10 protein-coding genes are annotated in these 14,005 nt (G+C 66.6%); 3 read left to right on the top strand and 7 right to left on the bottom strand.

Annotation, left to right across the window (positions count from 1 at the left end; all coding sequences use genetic code 11):
- The first annotated feature begins 3 nt into the window (after nucleotides 1–3).
- From SP6_RS17985 to SP6_RS17995, 3 genes are read left to right on the top strand one after another with little or no spacing between them, the layout of a single operon-like run.
- Nucleotides 4–2,241, top strand: a complete 2,238-nt coding sequence (locus SP6_RS17985; RefSeq protein WP_007406792.1) for a xanthine dehydrogenase family protein molybdopterin-binding subunit — start codon at nucleotides 4–6, stop codon at nucleotides 2,239–2,241.
- Complete coding sequence (locus SP6_RS17990; protein WP_007406801.1) at nucleotides 2,241–3,164, top strand: XdhC family protein; 924 nt, start codon at nucleotides 2,241–2,243, stop codon at nucleotides 3,162–3,164. The genes SP6_RS17985 and SP6_RS17990 overlap by 1 nt, the downstream gene beginning before the upstream one ends.
- A complete protein-coding gene (locus SP6_RS17995; RefSeq protein WP_037569936.1) occupies nucleotides 3,151–3,774 on the top strand; it encodes a nucleotidyltransferase family protein in 624 nt (207 codons plus the stop codon). Before SP6_RS17990 ends, SP6_RS17995 begins: the two co-directional genes overlap by 14 nt.
- Here the strand turns inward: SP6_RS17995 and SP6_RS18000 are convergent.
- The 7 genes from SP6_RS18000 to scpA form a co-directional block, all read right to left on the bottom strand.
- Nucleotides 3,743–4,948: an ABC transporter permease gene (locus SP6_RS18000; RefSeq protein ID WP_007406784.1), complete on the bottom strand. Its 1,206-nt coding sequence runs from the start codon at nucleotides 4,946–4,948 to the stop codon at nucleotides 3,743–3,745. The genes SP6_RS17995 and SP6_RS18000 overlap by 32 nt on opposite strands.
- Complete coding sequence (locus tag SP6_RS18005; RefSeq protein ID WP_007406806.1) at nucleotides 4,948–5,679, bottom strand: ABC transporter ATP-binding protein; 732 nt, start codon at nucleotides 5,677–5,679, stop codon at nucleotides 4,948–4,950. The genes SP6_RS18000 and SP6_RS18005 overlap by 1 nt, the downstream gene beginning before the upstream one ends.
- Complete coding sequence (locus SP6_RS18010) at nucleotides 5,669–7,057, bottom strand: efflux RND transporter periplasmic adaptor subunit (RefSeq protein WP_007406782.1); 1,389 nt, start codon at nucleotides 7,055–7,057, stop codon at nucleotides 5,669–5,671. Before SP6_RS18010 ends, SP6_RS18005 begins: the two co-directional genes overlap by 11 nt.
- Complete coding sequence (locus tag SP6_RS18015; protein WP_007406802.1) at nucleotides 7,057–8,532, bottom strand: efflux transporter outer membrane subunit; 1,476 nt, start codon at nucleotides 8,530–8,532, stop codon at nucleotides 7,057–7,059. The genes SP6_RS18010 and SP6_RS18015 overlap by 1 nt, the downstream gene beginning before the upstream one ends.
- Nucleotides 8,533–8,649: 117 nt before the next feature.
- Entirely contained in the window at nucleotides 8,650–10,647 is a 1,998-nt protein-coding gene (locus SP6_RS18020; RefSeq protein ID WP_007406805.1) for an acetyl-CoA carboxylase biotin carboxylase subunit, read from the bottom strand.
- A gap of 118 nt (nucleotides 10,648–10,765) precedes the next feature.
- On the bottom strand, nucleotides 10,766–11,791 hold the full coding sequence (gene bioB / locus SP6_RS18025; protein ID WP_042469419.1) for a biotin synthase BioB: 1,026 nt from the start codon (nucleotides 11,789–11,791) through the stop codon (nucleotides 10,766–10,768).
- 14 nt (nucleotides 11,792–11,805) lie between these two features.
- A complete protein-coding gene (gene scpA, locus SP6_RS18030) occupies nucleotides 11,806–13,938 on the bottom strand; it encodes a methylmalonyl-CoA mutase (protein WP_007406790.1) in 2,133 nt (710 codons plus the stop codon).
- Between the last annotated feature and the right edge of the window lie 67 nt (nucleotides 13,939–14,005).

The following is a 14,005-nucleotide window of genomic DNA, read 5'->3' on the forward strand; positions in this document are numbered from 1 at the left end:
CCCATGTTCGGATTCGGCAAGGACGACACGAACGCGCTGACCATGAATCAGCCGCACCCCGACAGCCTGCTCGATACGGGTGTGCAGGGGGTGATTTCCAAACCGCTCGATCGAGTGGACGGCCCCAAAAAGGTGACGGGCACCGCCACCTATGCGGCCGAATATGCCATCGAGAACTGCGCGCATGGCGTGCTGGTGAGCGCGACCAAGGGTCATGCCAAGGTCAAGTCGATCGACGCCGATGCGGTAAAGAGCATCCCCGGCGTGATCGACGTCATCACCGACTATGCCAGCTTCATCCGCAACCCGCAGCAGGGCGGCGAGACCGAAGCCCCGACGCAAGGGGTGCGCACCGTCGACTATTTCGGCGAGATCATCGCCATCGTCATCGCAGAGAGCTTCGAGGTCGCGCGCGACGCCGCGAAGCGGCTGAAGGTCGACTATGAGCCGCTCGACGGCAATTTCGACTATGAAGCGAACAAGGATCAGGCCGAGCCCGCCCCCGATGGACTGATCAAGGGCCATTACGACCAGGGCGATTTCGACAAGGCGTTCGAGAATGCCGCGGTCAAGATCGACGTCACCTACACCACCCCCAGCCAGAACTCGGCGGCGATGGAGCCCCATGCCTCGATCGCGGTATGGGAAGACGGCGCACTGACGCTGTACGGCGCGTACCAGATGCCAACCTCGGACGCGCAGCAGCTTGCCAAGTCATTGGGCGTGTCCCAGTCCAAGGTCCGGATCATCTCGCGCTATATCGGCGGCGGCTTCGGATCGAAGCTAGGCATCGCGCCCGAGAGTGTCGCCGCCGCCATCGCCGCCAAGCGGCTGAACCGTCCCGTCAAGGCGGTGATGCTGCGCCAGCAGGTGTTCGACGCCACCGTGCGGCGTTCCAACACCGAGCAGCGGATGCGGCTGGGTGCCGAAGCGGGGGGCCGGATCGTCGCACTGGGCCACGAGTCGATCACGTCGAACCTGCCGGACGAGGATTTCTTCGAGCCCGTCGGGATCGGCACGCATTTCCTCTATGCGGGCGAGAATCGGCGGATCAACCATGACGTGGTGCGGCTGAACTGGCTGCTCTCCGGCTCGATGCGTGCGCCGGGCGAGGCGGTGGGCATGGTCGGCATGGAATGCGCCATGGACGAACTCGCGGAGAAGATCGGCATGGACCCGATCGACCTGCGCAAGATCAACGATCCCGAACAGGACCCCGAACTCAAGGTCCCCTATTCCTCGCGCAACCTGACCCGCTCGCTGGAGGAAGGGGCCAAGCATTTCGGCTGGGACCAGCGCCAGAAGGCCGGGCAGCGGCGTGAGGGCGACTGGCTGATCGGCATGGGCGTCGCCGCCGCGTGCCGCTCCAACCAGTTGCAGCAGTCCGCTGCCAAGGTCGAACTCCATCCCGATGGCAGCGCCACCGTCTCCTCGGCGATGACCGATATCGGCACGGGCAGCTATACGATCATGGCGCAGATCGCCGCCGAGATCCTCGGCCTGCCGGTCGAGAAGGTGACGATGTCGTTGGGCGATACCAATGATCCCCCCGCCGCCGGCTCGGGCGGCTCCTGGGGCGCGGCATCGGCAGGCTCGGCCGTGTACCTCGCCGCCGAGCGGGTGCGCGAGAAGCTGGCCAAGGCGATGGGCGTCAAGCCGGAGAACCTCACGCTCAAGGACGGCATGGCGATCGGCGACAATCGCTCGGTGCCGCTGGCCGAGCTGGTCGGTAAGGATGGTCTGTCCGCGATCGGTGAGATCAAGCCCGGCCAACAGGAAAAGCAGTTCAACCAGGCCAGCTACGGCGCGCATTTCGCTGAGGTCGGCGTCAATGTCGTCACCGGCGAGGTACGGGTGCGGCGGATGCTGGGCGTGTTTGCCGCGGGGCGAGTGCTCAACGCCAAAACGGCGCGCTCGCAGTGCCTGGGCGGCATGACCTTCGGCATAGGCACCGCGCTGACCGAGGAACTGATCCACGACTCGCGCACCGGCAAGCTGGTGAATCACGACCTCGCCGAATATCATGTGCCGGTGAATGCCGACGTGCCCCAGCTCGAAGTCCATTTCCTCGATGAGCGGGACATCCACGCCAACCCGATCCACGCCAAGGGGATCGGCGAACTGGGCATTTCGGGCGCGGCCCCGGCGGTGGTCAACGCCATCTACAACGCCACCGGCGTCCGGGTGCGCGAGATGCCGATCACGCTCGACAAGCTGCTCGATCATCTCCCGGCGCTTTGATGAGCGATAATGACCGGGTTTTGGCCGCCGCGAGAGAATGGCGTGGCGAGCCGATGGCGATCGCAACGGTGGTGTCGACCTGGGGGTCGGCGCCGCGTCCGCGTGGCAGTCATATGCTGGTCCATGCCGATGGCCGCTTCGAGGGATCAGTATCGGGCGGCTGTGTGGAGAACGACATCCTCCACACCGCTGCCGAGGTCATTGGCGGCGCGCCGTTCCAGGTGAAGCGCTATGGCGTGGCGGATACTTCGGCTTGGGAAGTCGGGCTGCCTTGCGGCGGCGAGATCGCGGTGATGGTGCAGCCCGTATCGGCGGAGGGGTTCGACCCCGAACTGTTCGACCGGATTGCCGAGGCGCGGGAACGGGGGCGCTCGCTGACCGTCACCACCGACCTGAGCACCGGCAAGGCCGACCAGCGCCCCGTCGAGACGGGCGAGGTCTTCGCCAACCGCTACGACCCACCGCGCCGTTTGCTGATCATCGGCGCGGTGCAGATCGCGCAGAGCCTCGCCCAACTTGCCCAGACCCTGGGCATCGAGACGGTGGTGATCGACCCCCGCGCCCGCTTCCTCACGCCGGAGCGTTTTCCCGGAGTCACACTCGACGATCGCTGGCCCGATGAAGCGGTCGCCGCCTATTCCCCCGGCCCCGCTACGGCGGTGGTGACGCTGAGCCATGATACCAAGATCGACGACCCTGCCCTCGTCGCCGCACTTGCCCACCCCACCGCCTATGTCGGCGCGCTAGGCAGTCGGCGCAGCCATGCGGCGCGGCGGGAGCGTCTCGCCGCGATGGGCGTTTCCTTGTCAACGATCGACCGGATTGACGGCCCTGTCGGCCTGGACATCGGCGCGATCGGCCCCTCCGAGATCGCATTGTCGATCGCGGCGGCGATGATAGGAGCCTTTCATGATCGACGCTGAGGATGTGGTTCTGGTTCTGCTGGCGGCGGGACAATCGAGCCGCTTCGGGATGGAGAACAAGCTGGAGGCCGAGTTTCTCGGCAAGCCGGTGGGCTTTCACGTCACCACCGCGCTGGAGAGCATTCCCTTCGCCGACCGGATCGTGGTGACCGATGGATGCCAGCTCGACTTCGCCTCACGCGGCTATCGCGTGATCCACAATAACGACATCGCCAAGGGCATGTCTTTCTCGCTGCATCTCGGCGTACAGGAGGCGATCCCGTCTTCTCCCAAGGCCATTCTGATCGCACTCGCCGACATGCCGCGCGTGACGGCGGCGCATATCTATCGCCTGTTCGACGCCTTTGACGGCCCGGACGCGGTGGTGGTGTCGAGCAATGGCGAATATCCGACCCCGCCGGGCGTCTTCGGGTCGGGCCAGTTCGACGCTTTGCTGAAACTGGAGGGCGACGAAGGCGCTCGCAAGCTGGTGGCCGGCGGGCGTCATGTCGTGACCTCTCCCGCCGAGCTGATCGACATCGACACGCCCGAGGACCTGGAACGGCTACGCCAGCTCGTTCACGCCCCCGAACGGACCATCACTCGTGGCGTAGCGCATCGATCGGATTGAGCGCCGCCGCCCGCCGCGCGGGGAAATAGCCGAACACCACCCCGATCACCGCCGAAATGGCAAAGGCGATGATGTTGATCTGAAGATCGAAGGTCCAGGGGACCTGCATGATCGGCACCAGCGCCGCGATGATGAGTTGCGCCAGGATGAGCCCGACGATGCCGCCCAGGCACGACAGCACGACGGCCTCGACCAGGAACTGCATCAGCACCTCGCGCGCGACCGCGCCGATCGCCAGGCGGATGCCGATCTCGCGCGTCCGCTCGGTCACCGACACCAGCATGATGTTCATGATGCCGATGCCGCCGACGACCAGGCTGATCGCCGCCACCGCCGCGACGATCCGGGTCAGCATCGTCGTCGTGCTGGTCAGCGTGTCGCTGATCTGCTTGGTGTCAAAGATATTGAAGTCGTCATCCTTGCCGCCGGTGATGTGACGCCGTTCGCGCAGCAGGTCGGTCAGCGAGCTCTGCACCGCCGATGTCGAATAGGCCTGATCGACACCGACCAGCATCAGGCGAATGTCGCGGCTGCCGATGAAACGGCGCTGCACGGCCTTGATCGGCATCAGCACGACATCGTCCTGATCGCCGAACCCGCCCTGCCCGCGCGTCGTCAGCACGCCGATCACGTCGCAACTGATCGCGCCGATGCGGAAGCGCTTGCCGACCGCATCGGTGTTGGAGAACAGGTTCTTGCGGACGGTATTGCCGATGATGCACACCGCCTTGCCCGCCGCCTGCTCCGCCGGGGTCCAGGTACGGCCCGAGGCCAGCGGCCATGGCTGAACGGTGAAATAGGCGAGCGTCGTACCGGTCACGGTCGTCGACCAGTTGGCGCCCTCATAGATGGCGGTCGCGGTCGTCTGCGCTTGCGGGGCGACGGCCGTCACACCCGCAATCTGGTCGGCGATCGCCTCGACATCCTCGGGCTTGAAATCGGGCGGGCGCGGGCCGCCGCCGCCGCGTCCGAAGCCCTGGCCGGGCCGGACCTGCAGGATGTTGGTGCCCAGCGACGAAATCTGCTGCTGCACGGCGGCCGTGGTCGCCTTGCCCAGCGTCACCATGGTCACGACCGCGCCGACACCGATCACGATACCCAGCGTCGTCAGGAAAGAGCGCAACAAATGCCGTCGGATCGACCGGATCGCGAGGAGGAGCGTGGTGCCGAACATCAGTGGAGGTCCATGGCGGGAATCTCGCCCGGTCGGTGCTGCGCCTCGATCCGCTCGACCAGCCCATCCTTGAAATGGATGACGGTGCGCGCAAAGGCGGCCATGTCAGGCTCGTGCGTGACCATCAGCACGGTGATGCCGCTGTCCCGGTTGAGCCCGGTCAGTAACTCCATGATCTCCACCGAGCGCTCGGAATCGAGGTTGCCGGTCGGCTCGTCGGCGAGCAGCACGTCGGGGCTGGTGACGATGGCGCGGGCGATCGCCACACGCTGCTGCTGTCCGCCCGATAGCTCGGCGGGGGTATGGTCCCACCATTGGTCGAGCCCGACCTTCTCCAGCGCCGCCATGCCCAGTTCGCGCCGAGTCTTCTTGTCCTCGCCGCGATAGAGCAAGGGGAGTTCGACATTCTCCAGCGCGGTGGTGCGCGACAACAGGTTGAAGCCCTGGAACACGAAGCCCAGATAACGCCGCCGCAGCATTGCGCGCTGGTCGCGGTCCAGTGTCTCGACATGATGGCCACGGAACAGGAAGCTGCCGCCGCTCGGCACGTCGAGGCACCCCAGGATGTTCATCGTCGTCGACTTGCCCGAGCCCGAGGGCCCCATCACCGCAACGAAATCGCCCGCCGCAATGTCCAGATCGACACCCTTCAGCGCCTGGAACTGGGTCGCACCGCTGCCATAGGTCTTGGTGACGCCACGCAACTGGATGAGGGGGGCATCAGCGGCCACCGCCGCCCCCGCCACCCTGCTGGCCGCCCTGACGACGCGGGCCGCCGCCGCGCGGCGCGGCGCCCTCGCCACCCGCGAGTTGGCCGGTGATGACCTGCATGCCGGGTTTCAGCCCGCCCGACAGCACTTCGGTCACCGATCCGTCGGTATCGCCGGTGACGATCTGGATCGGCTGCGGCTTGCCGTCATTGCCCCGGACATAGACGGTCTGGGTCGCACCGCGCTGCACGGTCGCGGTGCGCGCGGCCCGGTCACGACGCGGTCGGAAGGTCAGCGAGCCTGCAATGCCGCCGCCACCCTGCCCGGCCCCATCCGAAGGCTTGAAACGCAAGGCCGCGTTGGGGATCAGCATGACGCCCTGCTTGTCCGAGGTGACGATATCGGCGGTCGCGGTCATGCCGGGGCGCAGTTGCAGGTCTGGGTTGGCCACCGTCAGGTCGGCGGCATAGCTGACCACCTGCCCCGCCGTCGACGTCGTGCTTGCAGTCGAGGAGGTGGACGAGGTCGCCGCGCTGACCGTCAGGTTCGATCCCAGATCGACGCGGGTGATCGTCGCGGGGAAGGTGCGGCCCGGAAAGGCATCGACGGTGAAATTGGCCTTTTGCCCGACCTTCACCTCGCCGACATCGGCCTCGTCGATCGCGACTTCCAGCTTCATCTTCGTCAGGTCTTCGGCGATGACGAACAGGGTCGGCGTGTTGAACGACGCCGCGACCGTCTGACCCGGATCGACCTGCCGCGCCAGTACCACACCCGACACGGGCGAGCGGATGATCGCACGCTGGCGCTGGGTCTGCGACTGGGCAAGCTGCGCGCGGGCAGCGGCGACATTGGCCTCGGCCACGCGGAGTGCGGCGACAGCGCGCTGCGCATCGGCGCGGCCGGCCTGAAGCTCGGTGGCCGAGGGCACACGGCCGTTCGACAGCTTATAGACCTGCTCCAGACGGGCGAGCTGCGCCTGTGCCTCGGCCACGGTGGCGCGCGCCTGCGCAACCTGTGCCTGATTGGCGTTGAGCGTCGCTTGCCCAGCGCGGATCTGGTCGTCGATCTGTTCGGGATCGATCAGCGCCAGCGCCTCGCCCGCCCGCACTCGGTCGTTCACATCGACCACGACCTTGGTGACCAGACCCGATAGCTGCGAGCCGACCGTCACCTGGCTGGTCGGCGCCAACTTGCCCGTGGCGGATACCGTCACGGTCAGGTTGCCACGCGTCACCGGCGCGGTCGCGAAGCCCGCCTCGTCCGAGCCGCCGAAACAGCTTTTGAGCAACAGTAGGAGTAGCACGACGCCGACCGCCACCACACCCCATTGCACCCATTTGCGCCAGCGCGGCTGGGGCTTCACGCCCAGGAAATCGTCGAGAGTCTGGTCGGCCATCAGCGGTTGTCCGGGGTTGGGGCCGCGAGCGGCGGAGCTTGCGGAATGGTATCGGCGTCCCACCCGCCGCCAAGCGCGGCGAACAGCGAGACCTGCGCGGTGGCGGCATCGGAGCGGGCCTGGACCAGCCCGTTCTGCGCGCTGAGCAGCGCGGCCTCCTGCTGCGACAGGGTGGTGAAATCGGTCAGCCCGGTGCGATACTGGCTGCGCGCCAGGATCGCCGAGTTGCGCGCGGCGTCGAGCTGGATGGCGAATTGCCGCTCGCGCTCGCGCGCGGTGTTGAGCGCGACGATCGCATTCTCGACATCCTCGAGCGCGAGCAGCACCGTGCCCTGATAGGCGGCATAATTCTGCTCGGCGACCGCGCGGGCACTGCGCACCTGGGACCGCAGCCGGCCACCGTTGAAGATCGCCTGGGTCAGCCCGGCGAACAGGCTGCCGGTGATCGCATCGCCCAGCGAGCCGAGGCTGGTCGCCGCCGTGTTGATATTCCCGGAGATGGCGAGCGCGGGATAGAGCGCCGCCTGCGCCACGCCAATCCGCGCGGTCGCGGCGGCCAGGTTGCGCTCGGCGGCGCGGACATCGGGACGACGGCGCAGGATATCGGCCGGGATGCCGACGCCGATGGCGGCGGGCCCGCGCGGGATCGGCCGCACCGCCGCCAGCCGCGACTTCAGCGCCCCCGGCGCTTGCGCGGTCAGCACGCCCAGCCGCGAGACGGCGGCATTATATTGCTGTTCGATCGACGGGATCGTCGCGGCGGTCTGCGCCCGCTGGCTGCGCGCCTGTTCCGCGTCGAGCGAGGAGACGAGGCCCGCCTGCACGCGGAAGCCCGCAATCTCCAAATTGTCATCCTGCAGCGCCAGGCTGGCGCGCGCATTAGCGAGCTGCGCCTGATAGGCGCGCGCAAGCATGTAATTGCGCGCCAGTTCGCTCTCGACGGTCAGCAGCGTCGCCGCATAGCTGAACCCGGCCCCCTCATAGGTGGCGCGGGTCGCCTCGACCGTGCGGCGGACTTCACCGAACAGGCCGACCTGATAGCTGGCGGACAGGCCCACGGTGAAGCTGTTGCTGCCGCCCCCGCCGGTGTCGACGACGGTGCCGTCGGGTAGCGTGAAACTTCGCCCGCCACCGCGCAGATTCTCGTTGCGCTGATAGCCGGTCGAACCCGACACGGTGGGCAGCAGCGCGGCGCGGCTCTGGATCAGGCTTTCGCGCGCCTGGCGCAGCCGGGCGATCGCCTGGGCGACATCGGTGTTCGCGACGACCGCCTGCTCGACCAGTTCGACCAGCAACGGATCGTCGAACGACCGCCACCACCGGGTCAGGTCCTGCGCCTGGGCATTGGCGGCAGGGACCGACCATTGATCGGGGACCCCCAGCTCCGAGGAGGCAGCGGGACGATAATCAGGACCAACCGTGCAACCGGCCAGAGCCGCCGGAGCCAGAAGAAGGACGCGGGTGCGAGGCTTCATGGGCGCGAACCTGCCCGCCGGTCGCGGTCGCGTCCAGCCCGATTGTGTCGCAATCTGTGGCAATGTGACGGAAACGTCAGGCGAACGACAGCCGGGACATTTCGGCTGTCGTTCGACTTACTCCAATTCCAGGATGACAGCGTCGACAGCCAGGCTGTCGCCGGTCTTCGCGGCGATCGCCTTGACGGTGCCCGACTTGGCGGCGCGCAGGATGTTTTCCATCTTCATCGCCTCGACCACCGCGAGCGGCTGACCGGCCTCCACCTTGTCTCCCTCACCCACGTCGAGGCGGACGAGCAGGCCCGGCATCGGCGCGATCAGGAATTTGGAGAGGTCGGGAGGCACCTTCTCGATCAGGTGCGTCGCATAAGGGGCGGCGCGGGCGGGAAGGACGCGGACCTGATGGCTGGCGCCGCGCGTCGTCAGGCGAAAGCCGGTGCGGGTCTTGGCGATGCGGACATGCAGCGTCTCACCCGCCTCATCCTCGACCGCGATCATCCGGTCACCGGGCGTATAGGCGATGGCGAGATCGAGCGCGGCGCCGTCGACGCTAAGACCATCGGTCGACACGTTGACCGCGTGATCCACGCCCCCGATCCGCACCGTCCAGTCGGCGGGTGGCTGCAGCCGGTGACCGAGTTGCCCATCGATCCGCCGCGCCCGATCCGCCTCGGCCGTCGCAGCAAAGGCGGCGATGGCGGCCAGGGTCCGGGTCAGGTCTTCGGAGGCAGGCGCGCCGTGGAAGCCTTCGGGATATTCCTCGGCGATGAAACCGGTCGACAATTCCCCCGAGCGGAAACGCGGATGCTGCATCAGAGCCGATACGAAGTCGATATTCGTCCCCGGCCCCACGATCTCGAACGCGTCGAGCGCGGCGATCTGCGCATCGATCGCCGCCTCGCGCGTCGGGGCCCAGGTGACGAGCTTGGCAATCATCGGGTCGTAGAACATGCTGACCTCGCCGCCCTCGGCGACGCCATCATCGACGCGGACGCGGACCGATTCATCGCAATGCTCGACGGGCGGGTTGTAGCGCACCAGCCGCCCGGTCGAGGGCAGGAAGCCGCGATAAGGGTCCTCGGCATAGACGCGGTTCTCGACCGCCCAACCGGTCAGCGTCACCTCGTCCTGGGTAAAGGCCAATTTCTCGCCCGCCGCCACGCGGATCATCTGCTCGACCAGATCAAGGCCGGTGACCTCCTCGGTCACGGGATGCTCGACCTGAAGCCGGGTGTTCATTTCCAGGAAGTAGAAGCTTTCCCCGCTCGGGTCCGCGCCGGAGACGATCAGCTCGACGGTGCCGGCCGAATAATAGCCGACCGCACGTGCCAGCGCGACCGCCTGCTCGCCCATGGCGCGACGCATCTCGGGCGTGACGAAGGGCGACGGGGCCTCCTCGACCACCTTCTGATGGCGGCGCTGGATCGAACATTCACGCTCGCCAAGATAGACGATGTTGCCATGCTGGTCGCCCAGCACCTGAATCTCGATATGGCGCGGGCTCTCGATGAACTTCTCGATGAAGACGCGGTCGTCGCCGAAGGACGCGAGGCCCTCGCGCTTGGTCGCCTCAAAGCCTTCGCGGACATCGGCTTCGGACCAGGCGAGCCGCATCCCCTTGCCGCCGCCACCTGCGGACGCCTTCATCATCACCGGGAAGCCGATGTCCGACGCGATGCGCACGGCTTCCTCGGTATCGGCGATCTCGCCCAGATAGCCGGGTACGACATTGACGCCGGCCGCCTTGGCGAGCTTCTTGGATTCGATCTTGTCGCCCATCGCGGCGATCGCGTTCGGCGGCGGGCCGATGAACGCCACGCCCGCCTCGGCACAGGCGAGCGCGAAGCTCTCCCGCTCGGACAGGAAGCCGTAACCGGGGTGGATCGCATCCGCCCCCGTTGCCTTGGCGGCGGCGAGGATCAGTTCGGCCTTGAGATAGCTCTCGGCGGCTGGGGCCGGCCCGAGACGCACCGATTCATCGGCCAGCCGGACATGCGGCGCCCCCGCATCGGCGTCCGAATAGACCGCCACCGTGGCGATGCCCATCGCACGCGCCGTGCGGATCACCCGGCACGCGATTTCCCCGCGATTGGCGATCAGGATTTTCTGGAACACGGGGATACCTCTCCTATTATGTCGTTGGTCCGTGTCGAATGCCATTCGGGTGGCGCACCACCCCTACTTCACCGCAACTGGGCTCCGGCTTTCGCCGGGGACAACCGGCGAAGCCTGTTTACTCCGCCGCTTCCAATTCCACCTTGCACTCCGCCGCCATGGGCGTGAGCCCCAGCCGGGCGAAGAGCGCTGCGTCCTTGTCGTCGCCCGCATTGCCCGCAGTCAGCAGCTTGTCGCCGGTGAAGATCGAGTTCGCGCCCGCCAGGAAGCACAAAGCCTGGGTGGCATCCGACATGCTCTCGCGCCCCGCCGACAGGCGGACCATCGAATGCGGCATGGTGATGCGCGCAACCGCGACGGTGCGGACGAATTCGATATCGTCGATCTTGGCCAGCGGCGTGTCGGCCAACATATCGCCCAATACCGTGCCCTTGACCGGCACCAGCGCGTTCACCGGCACGCTGCCCGGATGGACCGGCAGGGTGGCAAGCGCATGGATGAAGCCGACCCGGTCGCCGCGCGTCTCACCCATGCCGACAATACCGCCACAGCATACATTGATGCCGGCATCGCGGACATGCTCCAACGTCTCCAACCGCTCGCCGAAGCTGCGCGTGGTGATGACGTCGCCATAACGCTCGGGCGACGTGTCGATATTGTGATTGTAATAGTCCAGCCCCGCCTCGGCGAGCGTCTGCGCCTGTGCATCGGTCAGCATGCCCAGCGTCATGCAGGTTTCCATGCCCATGGCGCGCACGCCCTTCACCATCTCCACGATGGCGGGCATGTCGCGATCCTTGGGGTTGCGCCAGGCCGCGCCCATGCAGAAGCGCGTCGAGCCGTGATCCTTGGCCTGCGCCGCCGCCTGCAGCACGGCGCGCGGGTCCATCAGCTTGGTCGCCTTCAGCCCGGTATCGGCATGGGTCGACTGGCTGCAATAGCCGCAATCCTCGGGGCAGCCGCCCGTCTTGATCGACAACAGCGTCGACAGCTGAACCTGATCGGCGGCGTGATGCGCGCGGTGCACCTCGGCCGCGCGGAACAACAGCTCGGTGAAGGGCAGGTCGAACAGCGCGGCGATCTCGGCGCGGGTCCAGTCGGTGCGCGGGGTCGCCTCGGAGCTCAGCGCGGGTGTCGTCGTCATCACGTGTCGTCCTGTCATTCGCCCGCCTCGGGCGGCATATTATGGCCCAGCAGCCTCAGCACATCCTCGGCCGCTTTCACAAGATTGGTGCCGGGACCGAAAATCGCCTGTACCCCGGCATCGTAGAGTGCCTGATAGTCCTGTGCGGGAATAACGCCACCCGCGATGACCTTGATATCCGCGCGGCCCGCCTCGCGCAGATGGCCGATCAGCTCGGGGATCAGCGTCTTGTGGCCCGCGGCAAGGCTCGAGGCACCGACGACATCGACGTTGCGGGTCAACGCCACTTGCGCGGCTTCCTCGGGCGTCTGGAAGAGCGGTCCCGGCACCACCTCGAACCCCAGATCGCCGAACATCGAGGAGACGAGGTTCGCGCCCCGGTCATGTCCGTCCTGACCCATCTTGGCGACGAACAGCCGGGGACGGCGGCCCAGGCGACGTTCGACCGCCTCGACGCCCCGGATCAGACGCGCCCAGCGTTCGTCCTCGGCATAGGCTCCGCCATAGACGCCCGCTACCGGGCTGGGCTGCGTGCCATAACGGCCGAACACATCCTCCAGCGCGGCGGAAATCTCGCCCAAAGTCGCCCGTGCCCGCGCCGCTTCCACCGCCAGCGCGAGGAGATTGCCCTTGCCGTGTGCGCCATCGCGCAGCGCATCAAGTGCAGCCCGGCACGCCGCTTCGTCGCGTGCCGCCTGCACCGCTGCGATCCGCGCCACCTGGCCCGCCCGCACCGCATGATTGTCGATATCGAGGATCTCCACCGGCGCCTCATCGGCCAGCCGGTATTTGTTGACCCCGACGATCACATCCTCGCCCCGGTCGACCTTGGCGGCGCGCGCGGCGGCGGCTTCCTCGATCATCGCCTTGGGCCAGCCCGCCGCGACCGCCTTGACCATGCCGCCCTCGGCCTCGATCCGCTCGATCAGCTCCCAGGCGCCATCGACCAAACTCTGGGTCAGGCTCTCGACATAATAAGAGCCACCCAAGGGATCGACGACCTTGGTCATCCCCGTCTCTTCCTGCAGCACAATCTGCGTGTTGCGCGCGATCCGGGCGGAGAAGTCGGTGGGCAGCGCGATCGCCTCGTCCAGCGCATTGGTGTGGAGCGATTGCGTCCCGCCCAGCATCGCCGCCATCGCCTCGATCGTGGTGCGGATGACGTTGTTATAGGGGTCCTGCTCGGTCAGCGACACGCCCGAGGTCTGGCAATGGGTGCGCAGCATCTTGGAGCGCTCGTCCTTCGCGCCCAGTTGGGTCATCGCCCGGTGCCACAGCACGCGCGCGGCACGCAGCTTGGCGACCTCCATGAAGAAATTCATGCCGATCGCGAAGAAGAAGGACAGGCGCCCGGCAAATTTGTCGATGTCGAGGCCCGACGCCACGCCGTATTTCACATATTCCATGCCGTCGGCGATGGTGAAGGCCAGTTCCTGGAGCTGCGTCGCCCCGGCCTCCTGCATGTGATAGCCGCTGATCGAGATGCTGTTGAACTTAGGCATCTCGGCGCTGGTATAGGCGAAGATGTCCGAGATGATCCGCATGCTCGGTTCGGGCGGGTAGATATAGGTGTTGCGGACCATGAACTCCTTGAGGATGTCGTTCTGGATGGTCCCTTCCAGCTTCGAGCGGTGAACCCCCTGTTCCTCGGCCGCGACGATGAAGAAGGCGAGTACCGGGATCACCGCGCCGTTCATCGTCATGCTGACCGACATGGCATCGAGCGGAATGCCGTCGAACAGAATCTTCATATCCTCGACCGTGTCGATCGCGACGCCCGCCTTGCCGACATCGCCGGTCACGCGCGGGTGGTCGCTGTCATAGCCCCGGTGGGTGGCGAGGTCGAAGGCGACCGACAATCCCTTCTGCCCCGCCGCCAGATTGCGCCGGTAGAAGGCGTTCGACTCCTCAGCGGTGGAGAAGCCCGCATATTGCCGGATCGTCCAGGGGCGGCCCGCATACATGGTCGCGCGTACGCCGCGCGTGAACGGCGCGAAGCCCGGCAGGCCGGGGTCGGTCGTTACATCGTCAGCGGTATAGAGCGGCTTGACCGTGATCCCCTCGGGCGTCTGCCAGTCGAGATCACGCCCCTTTACCTCTTTCGCGGCAAGCGACTCCCAATCGGCCATGTCAGGGCGTTCGGCCATCGGCCACTCCTCATCCAATCGTTACGCGCGATACTTATTTTGTTTCACTAGAGCGAAATCATCATAC

The organism is Sphingomonas paucimobilis NBRC 13935 (genome assembly GCF_000739895.2).
GTDB lineage: Bacteria > Pseudomonadota > Alphaproteobacteria > Sphingomonadales > Sphingomonadaceae > Sphingomonas > Sphingomonas paucimobilis.

Bases quoted from the DNA above. Each gene is read 5' to 3' on its own strand.
- SP6_RS17985 (WP_007406792.1), top strand. From the start codon at position 4: ATGTTCGGATTCGGCAAGGACGACACGAACGCGCTGACCATGAATCAG.
- SP6_RS17990 (WP_007406801.1), top strand. From the start codon at position 2,241: ATGAGCGATAATGACCGGGTTTTGGCCGCCGCGAGAGAATGGCGTGGC.
- SP6_RS17995 (WP_037569936.1), top strand. From the start codon at position 3,151: ATGATCGACGCTGAGGATGTGGTTCTGGTTCTGCTGGCGGCGGGACAA.
- SP6_RS18000 (WP_007406784.1), bottom strand. From the start codon at position 4,948: ATGTTCGGCACCACGCTCCTCCTCGCGATCCGGTCGATCCGACGGCAT.
- SP6_RS18010 (WP_007406782.1), bottom strand. From the start codon at position 7,057: ATGGCCGACCAGACTCTCGACGATTTCCTGGGCGTGAAGCCCCAGCCG.
- SP6_RS18015 (WP_007406802.1), bottom strand. From the start codon at position 8,532: ATGAAGCCTCGCACCCGCGTCCTTCTTCTGGCTCCGGCGGCTCTGGCC.
- bioB (WP_042469419.1), bottom strand. From the start codon at position 11,791: ATGACGACGACACCCGCGCTGAGCTCCGAGGCGACCCCGCGCACCGAC.
- scpA (WP_007406790.1), bottom strand. From the start codon at position 13,938: ATGGCCGAACGCCCTGACATGGCCGATTGGGAGTCGCTTGCCGCGAAA.